This is a genomic window from Asticcacaulis currens (assembly GCF_028550395.1).
In the GTDB taxonomy this organism is placed as follows: domain Bacteria; phylum Pseudomonadota; class Alphaproteobacteria; order Caulobacterales; family Caulobacteraceae; genus Asticcacaulis; species Asticcacaulis currens.
Genome location: NZ_JAQQKW010000003.1, coordinates 406,494 through 426,431 on the forward strand (window position 1 = coordinate 406,494; position 19,938 = coordinate 426,431).

At 60.7% G+C, this 19,938-nt stretch carries 21 protein-coding genes and 1 riboswitch; of the genes, 5 read left to right on the forward strand and 16 right to left on the reverse strand.

The window, feature by feature from the left end; all coding sequences use genetic code 11:
- Nucleotides 1–12: 12 nt before the first annotated feature.
- From PQU94_RS07320 to PQU94_RS07335, 4 genes are all read right to left on the reverse strand, one after another.
- Nucleotides 13–1,044, reverse strand: coding sequence for a DUF1852 domain-containing protein (locus PQU94_RS07320; protein WP_272740807.1), 1,032 nt, complete (start codon nt 1,042–1,044; stop codon nt 13–15).
- A gap of 103 nt (nt 1,045–1,147) precedes the next feature.
- A riboswitch (cobalamin riboswitch) is annotated at nt 1,148–1,340 on the reverse strand.
- Nucleotides 1,341–1,455: 115 nt separating this feature from the next.
- Entirely contained in the window at nt 1,456–2,646 is a 1,191-nt protein-coding gene (locus PQU94_RS07325; protein WP_272740808.1) for a hypothetical protein, read from the reverse strand.
- Nucleotides 2,647–2,756: 110 nt separating this feature from the next.
- A complete protein-coding gene (locus tag PQU94_RS07330) occupies nt 2,757–3,938 on the reverse strand; it encodes a hypothetical protein (protein WP_272740809.1) in 1,182 nt (393 codons plus the stop codon).
- Nucleotides 3,935–4,840 carry a response regulator gene (locus tag PQU94_RS07335; protein WP_272740810.1) on the reverse strand — a complete coding sequence of 302 codons (906 nt, stop codon included), beginning with the start codon at nt 4,838–4,840 and terminating at the stop codon, nt 3,935–3,937. Before PQU94_RS07335 ends, PQU94_RS07330 begins: the two co-directional genes overlap by 4 nt.
- A gap of 268 nt (nt 4,841–5,108) precedes the next feature.
- On the opposite strand from PQU94_RS07335, the gene PQU94_RS07340 reads away from it, so the two are divergent.
- Nucleotides 5,109–5,528, forward strand: a complete 420-nt coding sequence (locus PQU94_RS07340) for a Tat pathway signal protein (protein ID WP_272740811.1) — start codon at nt 5,109–5,111, stop codon at nt 5,526–5,528.
- A gap of 35 nt (nt 5,529–5,563) precedes the next feature.
- Here the strand turns inward: PQU94_RS07340 and PQU94_RS07345 are convergent, their stop codons facing one another.
- Complete coding sequence (locus tag PQU94_RS07345; RefSeq protein ID WP_272740812.1) at nt 5,564–7,168, reverse strand: peptide chain release factor 3; 1,605 nt, start codon at nt 7,166–7,168, stop codon at nt 5,564–5,566.
- Between the two features lie 51 nt (nt 7,169–7,219).
- The gene (gene trhA / locus PQU94_RS07350; protein WP_272740878.1) at nt 7,220–7,882 is read right to left on the reverse strand and encodes a PAQR family membrane homeostasis protein TrhA; all 663 of its coding nucleotides are present in this window, start codon (nt 7,880–7,882) and stop codon (nt 7,220–7,222) included.
- 150 nt (nt 7,883–8,032) lie between these two features.
- Here trhA and PQU94_RS07355 point away from each other — a divergent pair, with 150 nt between their 5' ends.
- On the forward strand, nt 8,033–9,241 hold the full coding sequence (locus PQU94_RS07355; protein ID WP_272740813.1) for an MFS transporter: 1,209 nt from the start codon (nt 8,033–8,035) through the stop codon (nt 9,239–9,241).
- A gap of 98 nt (nt 9,242–9,339) precedes the next feature.
- Here PQU94_RS07355 and PQU94_RS07360 read toward each other — a convergent pair whose 3' ends face one another.
- Both PQU94_RS07360 and PQU94_RS07365 read right to left on the reverse strand, forming a co-directional pair.
- A complete protein-coding gene (locus PQU94_RS07360; protein WP_272740814.1) occupies nt 9,340–9,729 on the reverse strand; it encodes a hypothetical protein in 390 nt (129 codons plus the stop codon).
- A gap of 64 nt (nt 9,730–9,793) precedes the next feature.
- Nucleotides 9,794–10,123 (reverse strand): DUF1491 family protein, encoded by a 330-nt coding sequence (locus PQU94_RS07365; protein ID WP_272740815.1) that lies wholly within the window; start codon nt 10,121–10,123, stop codon nt 9,794–9,796.
- Between the two features lie 72 nt (nt 10,124–10,195).
- On the opposite strand from PQU94_RS07365, the gene PQU94_RS07370 reads away from it, so the two are divergent.
- Nucleotides 10,196–11,125 (forward strand): hypothetical protein, encoded by a 930-nt coding sequence (locus PQU94_RS07370; RefSeq protein WP_272740816.1) that lies wholly within the window; start codon nt 10,196–10,198, stop codon nt 11,123–11,125.
- Nucleotides 11,126–11,128: 3 nt separating this feature from the next.
- Here PQU94_RS07370 and PQU94_RS07375 read toward each other — a convergent pair whose 3' ends face one another.
- Nucleotides 11,129–12,925 carry a sensor histidine kinase gene (locus tag PQU94_RS07375; RefSeq protein ID WP_272740817.1) on the reverse strand — a complete coding sequence of 599 codons (1,797 nt, stop codon included), beginning with the start codon at nt 12,923–12,925 and terminating at the stop codon, nt 11,129–11,131.
- A gap of 192 nt (nt 12,926–13,117) precedes the next feature.
- Between PQU94_RS07375 and PQU94_RS07380 the strand changes: the two genes are divergently transcribed.
- Complete coding sequence (locus PQU94_RS07380) at nt 13,118–13,861, forward strand: sensor histidine kinase (protein ID WP_272740818.1); 744 nt, start codon at nt 13,118–13,120, stop codon at nt 13,859–13,861.
- Nucleotides 13,862–13,953: 92 nt separating this feature from the next.
- Nucleotides 13,954–14,367, forward strand: a complete 414-nt coding sequence (locus PQU94_RS07385) for a SufE family protein (RefSeq protein ID WP_272740819.1) — start codon at nt 13,954–13,956, stop codon at nt 14,365–14,367.
- 14 nt (nt 14,368–14,381) lie between these two features.
- Here PQU94_RS07385 and PQU94_RS07390 read toward each other — a convergent pair whose 3' ends face one another.
- The 7 genes from PQU94_RS07390 to cysK all read right to left on the reverse strand — a co-directional run bounded on the left by PQU94_RS07390 (nt 14,382) and on the right by cysK (nt 19,900).
- Nucleotides 14,382–14,753, reverse strand: coding sequence for a hypothetical protein (locus PQU94_RS07390; protein WP_272740820.1), 372 nt, complete (start codon nt 14,751–14,753; stop codon nt 14,382–14,384).
- Nucleotides 14,754–15,173: 420 nt separating this feature from the next.
- Nucleotides 15,174–15,428 carry a hypothetical protein gene (locus PQU94_RS07395; protein ID WP_272740821.1) on the reverse strand — a complete coding sequence of 85 codons (255 nt, stop codon included), beginning with the start codon at nt 15,426–15,428 and terminating at the stop codon, nt 15,174–15,176.
- Entirely contained in the window at nt 15,425–15,805 is a 381-nt protein-coding gene (locus PQU94_RS07400) for a helix-turn-helix domain-containing protein (RefSeq protein ID WP_272740822.1), read from the reverse strand. The genes PQU94_RS07395 and PQU94_RS07400 overlap by 4 nt, the downstream gene beginning before the upstream one ends.
- Nucleotides 15,806–16,022: 217 nt before the next feature.
- On the reverse strand, nt 16,023–16,529 hold the full coding sequence (mopJ, locus tag PQU94_RS07405; protein ID WP_272740823.1) for a motility/cell cycle regulatory protein MopJ: 507 nt from the start codon (nt 16,527–16,529) through the stop codon (nt 16,023–16,025).
- Nucleotides 16,530–16,956: 427 nt separating this feature from the next.
- Nucleotides 16,957–17,412: a Ros/MucR family transcriptional regulator gene (locus PQU94_RS07410; protein ID WP_272740824.1), complete on the reverse strand. Its 456-nt coding sequence runs from the start codon at nt 17,410–17,412 to the stop codon at nt 16,957–16,959.
- A gap of 127 nt (nt 17,413–17,539) precedes the next feature.
- On the reverse strand, nt 17,540–18,769 hold the full coding sequence (locus PQU94_RS07415; protein WP_272740825.1) for a DUF2336 domain-containing protein: 1,230 nt from the start codon (nt 18,767–18,769) through the stop codon (nt 17,540–17,542).
- Nucleotides 18,770–18,913: 144 nt separating this feature from the next.
- Nucleotides 18,914–19,900 carry a cysteine synthase A gene (gene cysK / locus PQU94_RS07420; RefSeq protein ID WP_272740826.1) on the reverse strand — a complete coding sequence of 329 codons (987 nt, stop codon included), beginning with the start codon at nt 19,898–19,900 and terminating at the stop codon, nt 18,914–18,916.
- Between the last annotated feature and the right edge of the window lie 38 nt (nt 19,901–19,938).

Here is a 19,938-nt window from a genome sequence, read left to right on the forward strand (position 1 = left end):
CGGAATTACCTCTCAGGCGTAGCGGGCGGACCACTGCTCAAGCAGGGTGCGGTAGGGGGTGATGAAATGGGCCTCGGCAAAGCGTCCCTGTTCGACCGCCAGACGGCTGCGTTCTTCGCGGTCATAGACGACCTGAGTCAGGGAGTAGTCCCGGTGCTTCAGACTGGGTCGATAGACGGCACCGGCCACGGAATTGGCATTGTAGATTTCGGGCCGATATATCTTCTGAAAGGTGTCCATCGTGCTGATGGTGCTGATCAGCTCCAGAGGGCTGTAGTCCGAAAGCAGGTCACCAGTGAAATAGAAGGCCAGCGGGGCCACGCTGTTCGGCGGCAGGAAATAGCGGACCCGCAACCCCATTCTGGCGAAATACTGATCGGTCAGGGAATAGTCATCCTGCCGGTATTCAACACCCAGCACCGGGTGATGATTGTCCGTCCGTCGATAGGTGCGGGTATGGGACACGCTCAGACAGATGACAGGTGGTTTGTGAAAATGCGCCTTATAGGCCGGTGAATTGAGGAAGCTCTTAAAGAGCTTACCGTGCAGGACGCCATAGTCCGCCGGCGTGCTGAAGGTCGGCTGATCCTGGTTGTGCGCCAGCAGTAAAACGCTAAAGTCGTAATCGCGCACATAGGAGGACAGGTTATTGCCCACAATGCCCTCTGTGCGGGTGCCGGTTGTGCGGTCCAAGATATGGGTTCTCAGGATTTCCAGTAAGGGAAAGGCCTCCCGCTTTCCCTGTCCCCCCAGCGTCAGCTCAACAGAGATGATGTCGAGTTCGACCGCATAGCGATCCCCCTGCGGATTGTCCCAGTGCGCCATCGCGTTGAAGCGAGCGTCGATCATTCTCAGGGCATTGCGCAGGTTTTCGCGGCGGTTGGCCCCTCGGGCCAGATTGGCAAAATTGGTCGTCAGCCGCGTCGTTTCGGCGGGGGTATAGTCTTCATCAAAACGCAGACTTTTGATGGCGAAGTCGAACTCCGTCTGTGGCGTGACAGGCGACGGATGGCGGGTGGCGACAGGCGGTCGGGTGTGTGACACGGGGGGCCCCTTGGCTGTCGGGGGAGCGCTATGGGCACGGGTCCGCGGTCCCGCGACGGGCCGCAGGATCAGAAGACACATGCCCGTGGCCCTCCGCCCGGGATGACATATAAGGTCAGTGGCAGGTCTCCTGGCTTGCGGATCAACGCGTGGACCCACCTTCTCAGGGCGCACCCCAATGGTCTTCCGGATCGACGCTCACCGCCTACAGTTGCGGGGGCAGCGCCGGCTTTGGACCGGCTTCCCTCTTAGCCGCGTGCCACAGGACAGGCGGAACCGCTGACGATCCAAACCTACGCGCCCCCGCCGCAAGAGTCAATAATCATATAAACATATCTTTATATGATTATATTTTATCCAAAGAAAAAAGGCGGGGGTCACCCCTTCGCCTTCTCTTCCCTGTATCTCTTTTTAACCCGCCGGGGCGCTGGCCCGCAGGTAGCCGGACGTGGTCGTGTTGAAGCTGGGCCGGTCTTCGAACAGGTAGTTTAGCCCGCTTTCAAAATCCATCAGCACATCGGCGTACTCCACGGGCTTCATCGGCTTCCCCGTGTAAAGGGCGCGGCTCATGCGGAAGCTCCAGAAGGACGAAATATGATCGAGCGTGCCGATGATTTCCCCCAGCTCGGTAAACAGACCCGACCCATTGAGCAGAAAGCGTTTAAAGGGTCCCGGCTTGTTATGGCTGACCAGATCGGAATAGGCCGTGTCATAGACGTTCAGCACATCATAGGCGTGGTTCAGCGCCCGTGCCATGCCGCGCGCCAGCCGGATGCGAGCATGGGTGATATAGTCCTTGACGCGGTCGTCGCTGACGCCGAACGGCTGATAGCTGCCGATGCCGGAGAGGACTTCGCGTAGCTTGTCCTGAAGGTCCAGATAACGCCATTTATAGTAGAGAAAACCACGCCAGGCGAAGATGCCCTCGGCAAATTCCGAGTCGGACATCCGGAAGGTATCCTTCAGCGGCCACAGTTCGCGGTCGAGTTGATCGGATAGTATCTTGTTGCCGAGCTTCATTGAGGCCCCGGCATAGTGATCGCCCAGCGCCGTATTGACCAGCCGCTCGATTTCGCCCGAGGTGAATTGCATCATGCGCGACAGATCGGCCGGCGACAGACGCAGATAGATGCCCGCCGGACGATGGCCATGGCGCGCCAGGGTTTCGCGGATCAGAAACGGGTCAAGCGACGGCAACTGATCCAGACGACGCAGAATCTTGATGTCCGGATTCTTGTCGTAATCGCCGATGGACAGATATTCCTTTGCCAGTTGCTCGAAGCCGATCTGGTTGATGAAGATGCTCGATGCCCCCAGACGCAGATCGAAGTGGTCGTAGGGCAGGATGATCTTGGTCACAGTACGGCGGGTGCCGTGATAGAAGTGCCGCTCATTCAGCCGCAGGGTATGTTTGAGAATGATGCAGCGGTTGAGCAGCGAGGACTGAAAGAAGGGGTTTTCCCCATAGTCCTCATCCTTGTGATGCAGGCGGTACACCCGCGACAGGTTGAGCACCCGCGTCGAGGCCGCGGTTTGCCCCAGATTGGCCAGATTACGGTATTCGCGGATGACGCGGCTCGGCTGATCGGGGCCACGGGTCATCTTGTAATTTCGGCGGGCCGTTGAAACCATGACTATCCTGGGGGCAACTGGGGACGAGGCGTATCCCAGACCCTAGAAGACAGGTTCCAACAGGGCGTGAATGAAGAGGGTTAATCCTCGTCGTCAGGCCCCAGAATCATCAGGCTGTCGTCAAAGTCCATCAGCACGTCGGCATATTCCAGCGCCGTCAGGCGGTGGGTGGCGAAGCTCGACGTCATGCGATAGCTCCAGAAGGACGCGATGTGCCCCAATATGCCGATGGTTTCGCCCAGCTCGAAAAACAGTTTCGGACCTTGAAGCAGGAATTGCCGGAAGGGACCGGGGTTCTGCCCCTGGGTCAGGGCGTGATAGGCGCGGTCATAGATGCCGATGGTGCGGGCCACCTCATTAACCGCCTTGGCGATACGCCGCCCCAGACGCGGACGCACCTCGCGCAGATAATCGCGCACCTGATCGTCGACGGCCCCAACCGGCTGATAGGACCCCAACCCCTGAATGACGCGGCGCATCTCGTTTTGCAGTTCTTCGTGTCGCCATTTGAAATAGAGAAAGCCGCGCCACGAAAAAATACCCTCGGAAAACTCTTCTTCGGACATGCGCAGGGTCATACGCAAAGGTGACAGTTCCTGATCCAATTCGTTCGACAAGATCTTGCCCGCCAGCTTGATACTGGCCCCCCCGATCATGGCATGGCCAAAGGCCGTGCGCACCAGTTGCTCGATCTCGGCATTGGCAAAGCCGATCATCCGCTGGATGTCATTGGCGGAAATATTGAGATAGCAGGTGCCGGGCTTGAAGCCGTGGCGCGACAGGTGCTCACGCACAAGAAACGGATCGAGCGACGGCAGGGCGTCGAGCAGGCGCAAAATCTGTACGTCGATATGGGAATTGACGTCGCCAATGCCGAACTGCGTACGGCAGAAGGCTTCAAACCCCACCTGATTGACCATCACCGAGCGTCCGCCCAGGCGCAGGTCCGTGGCGTCGAAGGGCATAATGACCTTGGTGGCCGTACGGCGCGTTCGGCTGAACAGATCGCGCTCATTGGCCCGCAGGGTGTGCTTGATCAAGATGGCGCGGTTAAGCTGCTTGTCTCGGAAAAAGGGCCTTGCGATATAGTCTTTTTCATTGGACATGACGAGACCGATGGCCGCCAGATTGAGAACGCGGCTGGTGGAAGCCGTATCCCCCAGATTGGCCAGATTGCGTACATCGCGCGTAGCGGGCTTGCCCTTGTCCGAACGCGCCTGAAACGCCCCCCGGGTCTGTTGGTAGGTCGCCACAGCCGTCATGCCGATAGTCTCTTCCTCTTGCGATTCCTAACCAGCGCCTCAAGCTGACGGATGATGGCCACAGCCTCCGGCATCTCTTCATTGCGCAAGTCATTGAGCCGACGAATGGAACCCAGATGCACGTCGAGCACGTCCGGTTCGGTCTCATTTCCGAAAAATGCCACATATTCCTTTAAAGAACGTGTAGCTTCGGCCAGAAGTTTATGGCGATATTTTACCGCCTGCGTTTCGGCCTCGGTCGTGCGTTCAATCAGATAATCAAGCGTCTCCTTATGCAGGCCGCCACGCGCCGCCATCAGGGCATGCAAGGCCTCAAGTTCTACCGACAGCCCCTGCTGGAACAGGATACGCGAGTGGCGGTCAGCCGCCGCTTCTATGTCATCGACACGGCGCATCAATCCCCGATAGTCGGCATCGCGCCGACGGCGGCGGCACGGCCCTACATAGCGCATGGAAACGATAAATGGACGCGGATGACACAGGGCCGAGGTCACGCCCCGCAACAGGCTGCGGGTCGAGAACGGCTTAATCACAAACTCATCGACACCGGCATTGCGGGCTTCGGCTACGTCGCGCGAACGCTGACGACCGGTCAGCATCAGGACGGGGATGCGCGGATTGGGGAAACGGAGATCATCATGCACCGCCGCCTGACGCAGCAACAGAGTCAGTTCAATGCCCGACAGGCCTGGCAGGTTCCAGTCCAGGATCATCAGGTCGGGATTATAGGCCCCCAGAAGCTCAATCGCTTCTTCGGCATCTCGCGCCTGCACCGTTTGGTGAAAGCCAGAGGACCGCAAGACCTCAACGATCATCCGCCTCAGGCCATCATTATCTTCAACGATCAGAACCGTCGTGCCGGACAGATTGACATTGCGCAACAACGCAGAGGCTTCAGACATGATAAGGGTACCATATAATACCATGGACGGAGAGGTTGATCGCCTCCCGGCCGTTGAAGGCACGAAACGATCTCATCTGCATCCGCGACATGAGATCGTCTCGAAAGGCATACCGAGGACCATTTCCACGAACCTTGATATCAACATGCGAGGCGAGCCTAGAGCACAATCCTTAACCCAGACTTTAACCAATTGAAAATACTATGGTTAATTGAAATTAAGCGCAGCTGGAAACCGCTTGTAAACCCTGTTGTGCTAGTCTGTGACCATGAACAGACGTGACCTTTTAAGATGGCAATTGTCCGGCCTGACCCTGATGGCGGTGGGCGGCGCGGCTTCGCAGGCGCTCGCCAGCGGTGCCCCCAAGAAGAAGGGCGGCGGGGCCGATTTTGTGCAGATGCCGTTGCTGACCGTCTTCACGAAGGCGCGTGGCGGCAAGCACGGTACGCTGACGGTCGAGGTGGGCCTCGACACCAACAAGAACGAAAAGCTGGCCGAAATGCTGAGCAGGTCGGTTCCGCGCCTGCGCGACGCCTATGTGGCCCGCCTGCAAGCCTACGCCATGGGGCTGACGGCCTCGTCTGTGGTCGATCTCGACTATATGACCCGAGAGCTTCAGACGGCCACCGACGCCATTATTAAACAAAAGGGCGTCAGGGTACTGCTGGGCAGCGTGGTTCTGGCGTAAAAACAGCCTGCCCCTGATATCAGGGGCAGCGCTTGTTACCCCCGCTCCTTGGTGCGCAGGAATTTCACGTCGGGATAGCGTTCGGCGACATAGCCGATCTCCCAGGCCGACTTGCCCAGAAACACCGGAAACTCGTCGATATCCGTGCCCATGGCTGAGCGGTGCTTGCCGGCAAAGTCCTCGATCTTGGCCGCATCCCCGCCCAGCCAGCGCGCTTCGGCATAGGGTGAGGGCTCAAAGATCACATCCAGCCCGTATTCGTTGGCCAGACGGTCGGCCATGACTTCGAACTGAAGCTGACCCACGGCACCGACGATAAAGTCTGAACCGATGGACGGACGGAACAACTGGGTCACCCCCTCTTCGGCCAGCGATTCCAGCGCTTTTTTAAGGTGTTTGGCCTTCAGCGGGTCTTTGACGCGCACGCGCTGGAGGATTTCCGGCGCGAAGTTGGGCAGGCCCTGAAAGCGCACTGTGCCGCTTTCCGACAAAGAGTCACCGACACGCAGCACGCCATGATTTGGGATGCCTATGACATCGCCGCCAAAGGCGTCTTCGGCCAGTTCGCGGTCCGAGGCAAAGAACATGATCGGCGCATTGACGCTCAGTTGTTTACCCGTATTCTGCACCTTGAGCTTCATGCCACGCTGGAACTTGCCCGAGGTCAGCTTGAGCATGGCGATACGGTCACGGTGGTTGGGGTCCATATTGGCCTGCACCTTGAACACGAAGCCGGTGACTTCCTTGTCGGTCGGATCGACCGCGGTGTCGGTCCCGGCCTTCGATGCCGCCACTGTCTTGGGGGCCGGGGCGAAGTCGCCAATCGCCTGAAGCAACTGATTGACGCCGTAATGGCGCAGCGCCGAGCCGAAGATGACCGGCGTCATATGGCCTTCGAGGAAGCTCTCGACCTCAAACGCCTTGAAACCGCCCTCCAGCAATTCGGCCGTATCGCGCAGTTCGTCGAGTTCGCCTTGGTCAAGCCAGCCCTTGGTCACGGCCTGATCCAGCGGGGCCGGGGCTTCGTGGCCCTGATCGTATTCCGAACCCGACTCGCGGCGGGTGAAGGGGTAAAACAGGCCGGTCTTCAGCTCCAGCATCCCGCGGAAACGGTTACCCGATCCCGCCGGCCAGTAGAGCGGCGACGGATCGAGTTGAAGCTTCGACGCCACCTCGTCCAGCAGGGCCAGCGAGTCCTCAGCCTCACGGTCCATCTTGTTGATGAAGGTGATGATGGGGATATCGCGCAGGCGGCACACTTCAAACAGTTTGAGCGTTTGCGGCTCGATACCCTTGGCGGCGTCGAGCACCATGATGGCGGCGTCGGCGGCGGTCAGAGTGCGATAGGTGTCTTCCGAAAAGTCTTCGTGGCCAGGCGTATCGAGCAGGTTGAACACCTTGCCATCGTGCTCAAAGGTCATCACCGAGGACGACACCGAAATGCCGCGTTCCTTTTCGATCTTCATCCAGTCGGAACGGGTGCGGCGGTTTTCGCCGCGCGCCCGGACCTGACCGGCGGCGCGGATCGACCCACCGGCCAGCAGCAGGTGCTCGGTCAGGGTCGTCTTACCCGCGTCCGGGTGCGAGATAATAGCGAAGGTACGGCGGCGGGGCGCTTCGGTGGCGGGGGTATTAGACATGCGGTGCGGATAAGGCTTTGGGGGTAAAATGTAAAGGCCCCGAACCCGCCGTCAATGCCCGACCAATACCACGCCGACGAGCACCGCGCACCAGTGCAGGACAGCCCCCGTAATCACGTGGCCATGCCAGATGGCCCGGCGGAATTTCAGCCGCTTCATCATATAGAAGATAGCTCCGACGCTATAAACCACCCCGCCAATGGCCAGCAGGATCATGGCCGCGGGCGGAACATCGGCGATCATCGGTTTGAGTGCAATCACCACCAGCCAGCCGAGGATGAGATAAAGCGCCACCCACACCCCCTTGCCCACGCCCGGCATGAACAGCTTGCCCAATATACCCAGCCCGGCCAGAGTCCATACGCCAGCCGTCATGCCCCAGGCCCACGGCCCGCTTAGGGCCTGCGTGGTGAAGGGTGTATAGCTAGCGGCGATCATCAGGAAAATGCCCGCGTGATCGAGGCGGCGTAGAAAAGGCTGAAAACGCGGGCTGGCGAAATTATAGGCCGTCGAAAAGGCTAGCATGGCGATCATGCCCACCGAATAGATGATCACGGCGGCCACCATGCCCAGCAAACCTTGCGTGACGGCCAGCCCCAGTGCCACCCCGCCACCGAACAGGGCAAAGGCCAGTCCCGTCACGTGCACGATCAGATCGGCGTGGCGCGCCCAGCGTGTGGGATAGTGCGGCAGAGGGGGCAGGGAAATATTCATGGGCAGAGGATCGCGCAAAGGCTGGTCAGGGTCAATTCAAACCCTGTTGCATCGCATTGTAACCGCCTGCCGCAACGGAAAGGCAAGCCCCTTTCGCCCCCGTCCGGTCCAAACGTTTGCATCTTCGAAAACGCCACCCATATGTGCGCCATGACCGATACCCGCGCCCCCGCCCCGCCTAACCTGTCGCCCGCACTTGTGGCGCTGTTCGCCTTCGCGTGCGGCGCCATTGTCGGCAATCTCTACTACGCCCAGCCGATTATCGAGCTGATCGCGCCGGATGTCGGCCTGTCGCAGACGACGGCCAGCCTGATCGTCTCATTGACCCAGATCGGCTACGTGGCGGGGATGGTGTTCATCACGCCCTTGCTCGACCTGTTTGAGAATAAACGCCTGATCCTTATTACCCTCGGTCTAGCGTTTGTCAGTCTGATCCTAAGCGCCACGGCGCAAAACGGCGGGCTTTTTCTGTTCGTTGCCTTTCTGACCGGGCTAGGGGCCGTGTCAGTGCAAATGCTGATACCGTTAGCAGCGCATCTGAGCCCGGAAGAAACGCGCGGTCGCACGGTCGGCAATATTATGGGCGGGTTGTTGACCGGGATTTTGTTGTCGCGGCCCTTGTCGAGTTTTGTGGCCGATCAACTGGGGTGGCGGGCGGTGTTCTTTATCGCCGCCGGGCTGATGATCGCCATTGGTCTGGTGCTGGCCCTGACCCTGCCGCAGCGCCGCCCGGCGCACACAGCCTCTTACGCGGCCCTGCTGCGGTCGATGGCATCGCTATGGCTCAACCAGCCGGTGCTACGGCAGCGCTCGCTGCTTCAGGCGACCATGTTTGGGGCCTTCAGCCTATTCTGGACCGCTGTGCCGGTGGAGTTGTTCCGGGCGTTTCACCTTAGCCAGTCACAGATCGCGCTGTTTGCCCTGTCCGGGGCCGCAGGCGCTCTGGCCGCCCCGCTCAGCGGACGGCTGGGCGATGCCGGGCACGGAGCAAAGGTCACTCTGTTTGGCCTGATCGGTGCGGCTCTGGCTATGCTGAGCGGCACCGTGCCGGCTGTGGTCAGCATTCTGTCGCTGATGGTCGCCGGGATCGTGCTCGATGCCTGCGTGCAACTGACGATGATCCAGGGGCAGCGCGCCATCTATGGCCTCGATCCGCACAGCCGCGGCCGTCTCAACGGGCTCTATATGGCGTCGATCTTTTTAGGCGGTGCAATCGGCTCGGCGGTGGCCAGCCCACTCTATGGTTTGGGCGGCTGGATGGCCATTGCCATCGCCGGTACCGTCGCGCCTCTGATCGGTCTTACCCTCTTCCTGACCCGCGAGCGGAAGATCGCAACCTCACCCGTTGCGCGGTGGTAAAAGGCTGAATTTTGGATAAGATGTCAGGAGCCTAGCGCTGGCTTTATATGGATACAGCCAGGCGACAGCGACGCCCCAGATTGCCAAAAGGCAGGCTATTACGCGGCGTGGCGGTGCCAGACGGCTCCATCCACCTTCGCGGCATCCAGTTGTCCGGCGACCTGTTGCTGGTACATCATACCGAGCGCCATTTCATTAAGCGCCTTGAAATCGGCCAGCACCTCGGCGACCTGACCGCGACCGCCGTGATCCAAAAACTGCGCCGCGTTGACGTGCGGCATCTTGAGATGCAGCAGGTAGCACAGACGGCGGGCGCGTTCCGGGTTGTAGCGGTGGGCCTGCGGGTTTTCGGCAAACATCTCTTTACCCAACTGGGCGATGTAGTCGATCGACAGCGCCTCAAAGCGCTGCGCATCCAGCGGATGCATCATGCGCGAGGGGTCAAGATCGAAGACGACATCGTTGAGGAGAAAATGCAAGGCGATCACCTTTATGAACTACTAGGCGATCATCATGACACAGAGGGTTTGAAATCCCGTTTAGGAACAGGGTTTACAAAAGCTGAATAGACTCGGTGAGGAAATGCCGCCCCTCGGTATCCTCGATTTCGACGACCCATAGATCGGAGTCGAAGCGGCGTTCGCGCACAATATAAGACTCAATGGCCTCAGGATCGCGTGAGGTGATGGGCTTCATCCACTTCACCTCGTCCCCGGCGGTGACCTGACGCAGAATATAGGTTTCGCGTTCGCGAAGGTGGGTGATTTTGAGAATGACGGCCCCGGCCCGTGCATCGCCCTTTTTCAGCACGTAGGCAAAGGCCCCGGCCTGCTCGGCGCGTCGGATCAGGGCCGATACCCAAAGGTCGGTCGGCAGTAACATGTGGTTTACCCTGTTTGCTCACCGGGACTTAAACACGTTCGTCTATAGTCGGCCTGCGAAGGGATGTCGAACGTGAACCGCTGCAAAATACTGGCTTCGGCCGTGGCTCTGATGCTGACCGCCACAGGTGCGGCCGCCGAAACCGTGTCTCTGGAGACCCTGACCCGTCGTCAGTTTATCAGCAGCGCCAATGCCCGCTGTAACTGGTTCGAAGGCCCCACCTTGCTGGCGCTGAAGGCCGGGTTGCTGCAAAACCGCAATGCGGCGCTGAACCATGGCATCGCGGCCTCGACCGTTTACGCGACGATTGATCAGGCGCGTGCCGCCGCCAACCGCGCCGACTGCAATAATCCGGCCCTGAAACAGGAGGTCGAAACCCTGCGCGGCGCCTATCGCGGGTTTGTGGCGCAAAACCGTCTGACCCTGCGCGGCGTGCGAAGCGAATGGCTGGCCGACCGCACCGAAGAACGCCTGTCGAAATGGCGTCTGGTGCAGTATCAGCAGGCCGGCGATGTAAGCATGGGCTTTGGCCTTTATGGCACGCTGAAAGTTCAGACGCTCAGTGTGATGGCGCAATTCCGGGGCGAAACGCCCTATGCGGCGCGGCTGATCGTGCGCGATCCGGCCCGCCGTTCCGGCCTGATCAACCGTGACGCTCTGGCCGTGTCGGCGCAGATGCCGAAAGGGGTGAGCCCGTTTGATCTCAGCTTTGCCGCCTCCGGTCGTCGCAGCACGCAGATCGCTCTGACCAACGCGCCGCGCGTCAATCTGGCGGGGTTCACCGTGGATGGCAAGTTCGCCGGTCACGCCGAAAAACGCGACACCCTGCGCTTTGATTTCCCTCTGAGCGCGACGGTCGCCATCGGCAAACTCGACCCGCGCGAAGACGTTGTGGTGGCGTTCGACTTCAATAGTGGCACGCAGTATGCGCGCTTTGAAGCCGGGGATTTCGTACCGGGTCTGGTCTTCGCCACCCTGCCCTCGCCGTATGGGGTGAAGTAGAGGTTACGACTTCGGGGGGCGGATGACAAAATCACTGCCGGTCAAGTCGGGCGGCGTGTAGAGACGGTCTTCCAGTGGCCTGGGCGTTTCAGTTGACAAGGCGACCAGCGTATCGCTATCCGGGGCTCCGGGCGGGCTGAGCGGCAATTCCGGCTGATCCGTATTGACCGCGACTGGCAGCAGGAGGCTGACGCTTGTCCCCACCCCCAGCTCGCTTTCTATCGTCATACGCCCCCTATGCAGCCCGGCCAGGGCCTGTACCAGCGACAGGCCGAGCCCTGTGCCCATGGCCCGCAACTCCATCGGCCCGGACTGCTCATAGGGCTTGCCCAGCCGCTTGAGGTCTTCGGGCGCGATGCCGACGCCGGTGTCGGTGATCTGGATGTCGATACTGTCCTGCCCGGTTTCGCTGAGCATCAGGGTAACCGTGCCGCCCTGCGGCGTGAACTTTACGGCATTGGACAGCAGGTTAAGGCACATTTGCTTGATGGCGCGCTTGTCGGCCGTGACCTCAAGCGGCGTCGGAGGCAGGACGGACTTCACCGTCACCCCCTTGTCGTGCGCCGTCGCCAGTATTAGGCGCAGCGCCGCCGACACCGGATCGCGCGCATCGAAACGTTCCAGCGACAGCTCATAGCGGCTGGCCTCGATCTTCGACATGTCAAGCACGTCATTAACGAGATCAAGCACGTGCTGCCCGGACTCCCAGATCAGTTGCGAGTATTCAGCGTATTTGCCAGTCAGGGGGCCAAACATCTGCTGACGCATGATGTCGGAAAAGCCGATAACGGCATTGAGGGGCGTACGCAGTTCGTGGCTCATCCCGGCCAGAAAACGCGACTTGCCCTCATTGAGCGCCTGCGCTTCCTGACGCGCCGTTTCCAGTTCATCCTCGCGCGCGTGCTGCAGCGAGGCGTCGGACAGAACGCCATAGAGCTTGCCGTCCGCCCCGCGTCGCAGACTGAGGCGCAGGAAATGATTGAGTGCGGCGTGCGGCATAAAGCCGGCTTCGGCGCGGCCCGTATCCTGCGCCACCTCCAACGCCTGCATCAGGCCCAGACGGTGCGGGACGTGCGCGCACGTAATCAGGCCGTGCTTCATCAAATGCCCCATATCGAGCCCGGGCGGTGATTCGCCATAGGCCGATAAGAGCCGCCCCTCGCCATCGACGCTGATGATCAGATGGGGCTGTTCGCTGAGCAGGGTCAGGAAGCGCGAGCGGTCGTGTTCGACGCCACGCACCGCCTCGGTCCTGACGCGCAGGGCGGGCAAAAGCGACAGACCGAGCCCCGTCACCAGCGTTACCACCGCCACTGAAGCCAGCCAGAAACTTTCGACAATGTCCGGCAGGGGAAACAGCCGCATCAGCGAAAACAGTATGCCGAATAGGGTCACCGCCACCGACAGGGCCGCGCCCAGCAGGATAAGACGCCGCTGATTGAGTGCCACGGCAGCGGCCATCGGCGCGGCCACCCACGGCGCCAGCGGCCCCAGCACACCGCCTGAAAGACCGAGCGCCAGAAGACAGGCCACTGCCCACACCCAGACCAGCATCTGGCGGGTACGAAAATCATCGCGATTGAGCAGGAAGACACTGCACACACCCGGCAGGGAGGCCGCCGCCAGCGCCGCCAGCACATTGATCGACGCCGGCAGGAAGATCAGATAGACCATGGAGGCCAGACTGACCGCAGACCAGCCGAGGTGCCAAGCAATGACCCCCAGGCGCACGCGACCCCGCGGCGTGGCCATGGCCCCGGTGGGTGATCTCAGTTCCCGAAGATAGGATTTCAGCGGCACATCATGACTCTTGTACGGACTGGCTATCCTAACCAATTGCCTGCCAAAGAGAAAGGCTATCACCCGTCAAGCGAGAAAACCGACAGAAGGCCCGAAAATCCGGCCTGCGTCCGGAAACCTCTGCTTAAGACGTTAACTGTACGATTCACCTCAAAGTTTTATTCTGGTCCCCCTCCTTCCGGCGCAGGCTTCATGGACAAACAACCGGTGGCCCTCCCCCCCTCTGCCTGTCCCCAACCGGAGAGCGATTTCGGCAAGCGCGCCTTCATGCGCATGGTCAGCCACGAACTGCGCACTCCGCTTAACTCGATTATAGGCTTTGCCGAAGTCCTGACGCACGAACTCTACGGCCCCCTGGGGGCCCCCCAATACACCGAGTATGCCGGGATTATCCGCGACAGCGGCAAGAAACTCCTAAGCCTGTTCAACGATGTGCTGGAACTGGTGCGGCTGGAGAGCGAGCCCGGCCTTCTGCGCCCTGAGGTCGAGGCCCTGCTGCCCCATATCCATGACGCCGTACGCCGCCACACACCGGCGGCGCAGGCGCGCGGCGTCCATATCCTGCCCGGACTGACCGATTCCGAACTGAGCGCACATTTCGATCCGCGCGGCCTGTGCCTGTGCCTCGACCACCTGATCAGCAATGCGATCGACTTTACGCCCGAAGGCCGCGATGTCGAAATCACGGTGCGCCCGGAGGGCGACCATGTCGATATCGCCGTCTTCAATCCGGGCAAGGCCCCGGACCCTGCCGATATTCCGCGCCTGATGCGGCCATTCGAACAGGGGGCCAGCGACTATAACCGCAGCCGCGAGGGGGCGGGTCTGGGCTGGCCGGTCGTCCGGCTGGCCGCTGAGGCGATGGGCGGCACCTTTTCGGTGCAGTCCGACCCCCGCCATGGCCTGAAAGCCACGGTGCGATTACGACGCCGCTGAGTTTCGGAACACGCTTTTTTTTCGACGCGCATTTGATCTTGAAAACCGTTTCACACTTTCCGGAAGGCGCTTTCACGCGCTATAGCCACCCCATGACCGATACATTCGACGCCCGACTGAATGACCTGCTGGAAGAATTCGACCTCTTCGACGACTGGGAAGACCGTTACCGCTACATCATCGACCTCGGTAAGACGCTGGCCCCGCTCAGCGAGGCCGAGCGCAACGAGGTGACGCGCGTGCGCGGTTGCGCCTCTCAGGTATGGCTGATGATGGATGAGGCCGGTGGCGGCATCTTGCGCTTTCGCGGCGATTCCGATGCCCATATTGTAAAGGGGTTGATCGCCATTCTGGTGCGCTTGCTGGACGGCCTGCCACGCGCCGACGTGCGCGACTTTTCGATCCGCGACACCTTGACCCGGCTGGGGCTTGACGAAGCCCTGTCGTCGCAGCGGACCAATGGCCTGATCTCGATGGTCGAGCGCCTGAAACAGGCGGCTGCCTGATCAGGTGACGCGTCTCAGGCCCGCATGCGGATATCGGCTTCGATATCGCGCAGGCGACGGGCGCGCCGGCGAGCGATCATGCCCATACTGTACATGACCGACAAGGCGGCGCAGAACAGGCCGAACTGGAGCAGACCTTCCGGGCGGAACCCGTAGGCCGTGCCCTGCGTGATATAGCCGTGCAGCAGGGCCACCGTGCCGGGCAGGCTGCCAACCGCTATGCCTATGGCGGCCCAGACATATTCAGTGATGTGTTCGCGACGGGTTTCGCACAGCGCATCCAACTCCTCATTGCTCACGACGTGGCGCAGCGGCTTGTCCAGCGTGCCGCGCAGAGGGCTTTTGAGGCTGGTGACCGAACCAGCCGAAAGTTTGTCTTCAGACATGATGCGTCCTTTTTCCGAACTCTGCCCCTATCCTCCTCTTGCCGTGCCGTTGCGTCAATCGCTGCGCCCGCATTCTGTAACAGCGTCATCTGCGCGCTACAGTTTGCCCCGCTTTCGTTTCATTGCGGCACAGCACACCGTTACCCGCCAATCTGATAATCAACCGCAAGATGCTTATAGGCTTCCCGGAGTTGTGCAGCGCCACATGAGGCCTAGGACAGAAACCTGTCCTCAAGGCCTACCCGACGCCCAAATCCGGCCAGATCACCCAGAACCCCGCCGCCTCTACGCTCCAGAGCGGCAGACTAGAAGCACAAGTACCACGCCCTCCGCCGCCGAAACGGCCTCAGTCCTAAGTGAGCCGGTCGCCGCCATGGGCGGTGGCATCAACACGCGGCCACAGATCGAGGGCAGCCACTGTTAGCGATCAAAACAGCCTTCGCGGATCAGTCCGCTGAGATCATCCGACGGCGGCATCAGGCTCAGCCGCCCGTCCGCGTGACGGGTCAGCGGCCCCAGCGCCTGCACGGACCTCAGGTCAGCCTCACTCAGCCCGTCAACCGCCCGGCCCCGTCCGTCAGATGTCAGACGCAGTTCATAGCCGCCCGGCACGGGTTTCAGATGTGCGCCCGATGTCCTCATCCGTTCGCGCAAGGCGTTGGCCGTGCCCCTCATCTGGCGGCCCGCCCACCCGACAGGGCCAGTCCCGCCGGTATTTCCTGAAGGCAGGCTTCCAGCCGCTCGATCTGCTCATCCCACTGCCGGTCATCCCGCAGGTCCTCGATACGGCGGCAGGCGTGGCCCACCGTCGTGCGGTCGCGGCCGAAGGCTGCCCCGATGCGGTAAAGCGGCCATTGCCAGGCGACCGAGATCAGGTACATGGACAATTGCCGCGCCCGTGCGGTGCGCGCATCTTTGCGATGGGTCGCCCAGATATCGCTAAGCGGTACGCCCGTCACCCCCGACACCAGCCCTATCACATATTCGACCGGCGCCGTGTCCGCCTTCGGATCGCGCCCCGTCTCTGCCCCCGCTTCCCTGCTGCGTTTCACCAGATATCCCCTTTCACGAGATTCAATTGTTGCCAATTTGTTCTCATGTTAAGCGCAGGGGATATCGAGAGGATAGTTTTCCTATTTTAAATTAAAACGTGGGAAATTGCGCCTATTTTGGCGTGGGGCTAGGCGCATCCGGGTAATTTTACGAGCACGAATCCTTGACGCGGATACACGTTCATTCTCTGTCAGAAGGCTCGGCCGGGCGAAAAAATCAAGCGGCGCGGATGCCGCTGGGGCCGGTCAGGTCGGGCTGTCCGATCAGGGCATCGTGTCCCAGAATCATATCGACGTGCACGCCATCGGACGCCAGAGGCAGTCGTAGCCAGAACAGGCTCAGCGACTTCGCCCCGCGCCAGGCCATGGAATGCAGACCTACGCCGGGCTTGCGCGAGCGGACCACGAAGGTGAGTTCCTCGGCCCAGTAACGCGCCTCATCCGGACCATAGATTTCGGTAAAATGCTTGCCGGTGATTTCCATACCGTAGGCCGTGTAAAGGTCGGTCCCGGCCAGACGCTGACGGAAACGATCCGGGCTATTGGCCGGATCTTCCGACAGCACATCGATCAGCGAGATGGTCGGCAACAGTTTGCGCACACTGCATGGATCAATGTCCGCACGCGAAGGCAGGCGCCCGGGACGGCGCAGGCTCTTCCAGTAGCGGAAGACCTCCTCATGCATGCGCAAAGCGCTCAGCATTTCAGCCGCCATGCCCGTCATAACTGTCCTGAAACCACGCCCCGTATACGAATCACCGATGTTCACCTTCTCTTAATCAGCGATTCCTTGGCAAGCAAAAAAGGGTTAACCAGAGATTTAAACCCGGTTAGCCACCCCTTCTGTCCACAGATGCAGAGGCAATGCACGCGGCCACAGGGTTTAGACTCCTTTTGTTCTCATAAAGGGCCGTATCTTGTAAAAAACGGCCTTTATTACCTCCTGAAAAACCCAGAAGAGGCCCAGAGTTCCACGCTCTGTAATATCGGGTACTTTGACGAGTCTTGTGCGGCGGGTCGCGTGTGGCGATTCTATATTTAGTGCGCCTTCAAAAAGCATGCAGCGGTCTCAGAACTCGCATGTGTGACCCTACACACGCTTACCGCGAGACGATCCCTTAAAAGATCAGTCTCTTTTAAATCATACCGCTCTAACGACGGCCAGCCCCCAGCGCGGCACTGCGGCTCGCCCCTTTGGAGGCGGGCTCAGTGGGACCACGCGATTGGCCCAATCCCATCTGCCGCGCCAGATCAGAACGCGCCTGCGCATAGCCGGGCGCCACCATTGGATAGTCCTGCGGCAGGTTCCAGCGGGCACGGTACTCTTCCGGACTCATCTGATAGCGTGCGCGGAGGTGTCGTTTGAGGGATTTGAACCGGAGACCATCTTCCAGACAGACGATATAGTCGCGGGTGATGGATTTACGTATCGGCACGGCGGGTTCACGCGCCGGGGCCGCTACGCTTACGCCGCGCGACAGGGCCGACAAGGCACCGTGCACACCCTGAATTAATGCAGGCAGATCGGCCGAGGACAGGGAGTTTTGCTCCACGTAGGCCGCGACGATTTCCACGGTTCTGTCCGTGAGGCTGGACCTAACAGTCATGGCACACCTGAAGTGGATGGAAGATATAGGTAAAGAAATGCGTTCCGTCCGCTCATAGGAAAGGCTGCATCAAAAAGGGATATGGAATTTCCCTGGGCTTTCGCCGCCCTCGGCGACAGACCGTTAGCTAGCGCTTCAGATCCTGCGCAAAGGCCAGCATGGCCACGCGTTGCGGCACGGACAGGGCGTCTATTTCCATGGCCTCGCCCTGCGACAGGGCACGGATCATCATTGGTGTCAGGGCCGAAGACAGCGACCAGTTCCAATAGCGCAGAACCGTTTGGGCCCGGTCCACGGCCAGGGTATCATAGACGACCAGCACCCGTTCCAGATCGGGGTGCACCTCGCCATCCATTTGGCCCGGACGCCGCAACGCCCTCCACAGATTACGCAGATCGGCCTTTTTAAGCCCCGTTGCCTTGCACAGAACGGCCAGCCCTTCCCCGCCCCGGTCACGCAGGATCTTGGCCCCCGTCGAAGGCTTGATGCCGGACAGGTAGGCGATTTCCTCCGCGGTGTGGCGCGACATCCCACTGCGCGCCGCTTCGGCGATGGCGGCTTCGAGACTGGCGAAGGGACTTTTTTTCAGGGCTTCGCGGTTGCGCTGTCGGCGCTCAATGAATTGCAGGGCCTTGCGCGCCAGCGGATCGCCCCAGCCTTCGCCCGCGGCCATGGCAAAGACATCGCCGGCGGAATCCTGCATGACCTCGCGATTAACCGCAAAGCGGCTAAGTATGACGCGGCGTACATCGGCGTCGGCCCACCAGAACATAACGTAGGCCGAGCTGGGACGCAGTTCGAGACGACGGATAAGAAGGGGCACTAGATGCGGTGCGTCCTGACTGAGCGACACCGCCACCTCAATCGCGCCTTGCGACAAGGTGGCCGTGCGGTTTTTCAGCAACTGCTCGACCGTCTCGATATCGCCCGTATCGGTCAGGGCTTCGGCCACCACCGGCCCGATATGTTTACGGCTCGCCAGAAGGCGGCAATGGACCGGGGTCGCCCGGCGGATGCAATAGAGCAGATCGGTTTCGGCAAGAGACTCGCAATCCTCAATCAGAAAGCGGGCAATCTCCGGGTCATCGGTGATCAGCAGACGCACCAGCGTGTGGGGCACTTCGCTTAGCTTACTGAGACGGCGGGCCACGCGCAGGCGCTCGCCCTTTTGGGCCTCCCGCAACATTTCCACTAGCAGGTCGGCGGTCACCGCGCGCTCAAACGCATTGACGCGCGTTTCGGGCAGACAGACCACATCGGCCAGGCGTTTTAGCAGGGTCTGACGCGCAGGAAAAACCTGTTCCGGGACCTCGTCGGGCCGCGCACTGCCCGCGCCCGGGCCGTCATCGACGGACATATCATCTTCGGGGCCTATGGCATGTGAGTCGGGCGGCGTGCTCATGAGGGCACTATGCCTAGCGAGATATTAAAAGAGGTTAAAGCCGGCCCCGAACGCCTCTTTAGTCGGCCGCTCCCCTACAATCAGGGGAGCGGCTTGATTTTAAAGTCCGTCGAACAAAGCGGTCGAGAGATAGCGCTCGGCAAAGGACGGAATGATGACCACAATGGTCTTACCCGCATAGGCGTCCTGGGACGCAAGACGGAAGGCGGCCTTCAGCGCCGCGCCAGACGAAATGCCGACCGGCAAGCCTTCCAGCTGGGCCGCTTGACGCGCCGTGGCGAAGGCGTCGTCGTTCGACACCTTCTCGACCTTGTCAATGACGCCCTTATCGAGAATGCCCGGTACGAAGCCCGCGCCAATACCCTGGATCTTGTGCGGGCCGGGCTCACCGCCCGACAGGACGGGCGAGGCTTCGGGCTCGACGGCCACCACTTCGACCGAGGCCTTCTTTTCCTTCAGTACCTGACCGATACCGGTGATCGATCCGCCGGTCCCGACGCCCGAGATCAGCACATCTACCGCGCCCTCGGTATCGTTCCAGATTTCCTCAGCGGTGGAAATGCGATGGATTTGCGGGTTGGCGGCGTTTTCGAACTGCTGCGGCATGACCGCGCCCGGGGTGGCCGCAACCAGTTCCTGCGCGCGATTGACGGCTCCGCGCATCCCCTTCTCCGCCGGGGTCAGCTCAAGGCGCGCTCCCAGAAGGGCCAGCATCTTGCGGCGTTCCAGCGACATGGATTCCGGCATGACGAGGATCAGCTCATAACCCTTTTGCGCGGCGACAAAAGCCAGCGCGATACCCGTATTACCGGACGTCGGCTCGATAATGACGCCGCCGGGCTTCAACTGGCCCGTAGCTTCCAGCGCTTCGACCATGGCCACGCCGATGCGGTCCTTGACCGAGGCCAGAGGATTGAAAAATTCCAGCTTGGCCAGAACCGTTGCCTTGGCGCCGTATTCGGCCGACAGGCGCGGCAACTTCACCAGCGGCGTGTCGCCAATCGTGTCGAGGATCGATTCGAATACCTTGCCGCGGCCTTTGCGGGCAAAACGCGGGGCTGTTGATTGCGGTTGCGTGTCGGGCATTGGGAAACCTCCGTAACAGGTTCGATGAATAGGGCCTG